This is a genomic window from Methanoculleus sp. UBA208 (assembly GCF_002498065.1).
Classification (GTDB): Archaea; Halobacteriota; Methanomicrobia; order Methanomicrobiales; family Methanoculleaceae; genus Methanoculleus.
In genome coordinates this window covers 1-1,202 of record NZ_DAFZ01000105.1, presented here as the reverse complement: position 1 = coordinate 1,202, position 1,202 = coordinate 1, and the positions used below count along the sequence as shown (strand labels likewise).

Below are 1,202 nucleotides of genomic sequence, written 5' to 3'. Positions count from 1 at the left end.
CGATCTCGGCGGGGTCGGTGATCACGGTCGGCACCGCGTCGTAGAGGTCCGCCCCCTTCTTGACGGCAAGGACAGCGTCCACCATGCCGGACTTAAGGGCATACTGCTGCAGGGCGGTGATCGCACCGCCGCACTCTCCCTTCTTCAGCACATCGGCGTCTGCCGCCCATGTGTAGAACATATCGCCAATTGCAGCCATCTTCAGGCCTCCGTAATCTTCTCGACCTTCACAGCACAGGCCTTGAACTCCGGGATCTTTGCTACGGGATCGAGTGCGTTGTTCGTCAGGATGTTCGCGGCACATTCCTTGAAGTGGAACGGCATGAACATGACACCCTTCATGATATCTTTGGTCACCCTCGCGGGGACGTCGACGGACCCACGGCGGGTGATGGCACGGATCATTTCCTTGTCCGTGATGCCGAGTGCCTTCGCGTCCTCGGGGTTGATCTCGATCCAGCCGGTCGGGACTTCCGCATCAAGCGTTGCAGACCGGCGAGTCATCGTGCCGGTGTGCCAGTGCCAGAGGACACGGCCAGTCGTGAGCACGAACGGATACTCCGCATCGGGGACTTCCGCCGGCGGTTTCCACTCGATGGGGGCAAAGACACCCATGCCGTCGGGGTGGGCGAACTTCTCGCGGTGGAGGATCGGGGTGCCGGGGTGGTCGGCGGCGGGGCACGGCCAGTGGAGTGCTTCGGGCCTGCTCAACCGCTCGTAGTTCATTCCGGCGTAGGACGGGGTGACCTTCGCGATCTCGTTGAAGATCTCCTCGGCGCTCTGGTAGGGGAACTGGTCGGCGTAGCCCATCTTTGCGGCGAGCTCACTGATGATCTGCCAGTCGACCTTCGCCTCGCCCGGCGGGTCCTGGGCCTTGCGCCACATCTGGACGCGCCGCTCGGTGCTGGTCTGGGTGCCGTCGCGCTCCGCGTAACATGCCGCAGGCAGCACGACGTCGGCGAGTTCGGCGGTCTCGGTCAGGAAGATGTCCTGGACCACCAGGAATTCCAGGTTCTCGATGGCGTGCTTTACGTGGGTCAGGTCCGGGTCGGAGAGCATCGGGTTCTCGCCCATGATGTACATCGCCTTGAGTTCGCCGGGGTTGTCGGTCAGGACGTCCATCATGACGGTGACCTCGTAGCCGTTCTTCGGCTCGCAGATACCGTCGGGGAAGCCCCAGGCGTCGGCGAACTTCTTGTGGA

General features: G+C 63.1%; 2 protein-coding genes. Both read right to left on the bottom strand.

From position 1 onward, the window contains the following. Positions 1 to 199 (bottom strand): coenzyme F420 hydrogenase/dehydrogenase beta subunit N-terminal domain-containing protein (locus BRA62_RS10760; RefSeq protein WP_292366570.1); only part of this gene is annotated, 199 nt, incomplete at its 3' end. A 2-nt stretch (positions 200 to 201) separates the two neighbouring features. Next, the coding region (locus BRA62_RS10755; protein ID WP_292366569.1) for a molybdopterin oxidoreductase family protein at positions 202 to 1,202 on the bottom strand (1,001 nt) is incomplete at its 5' end.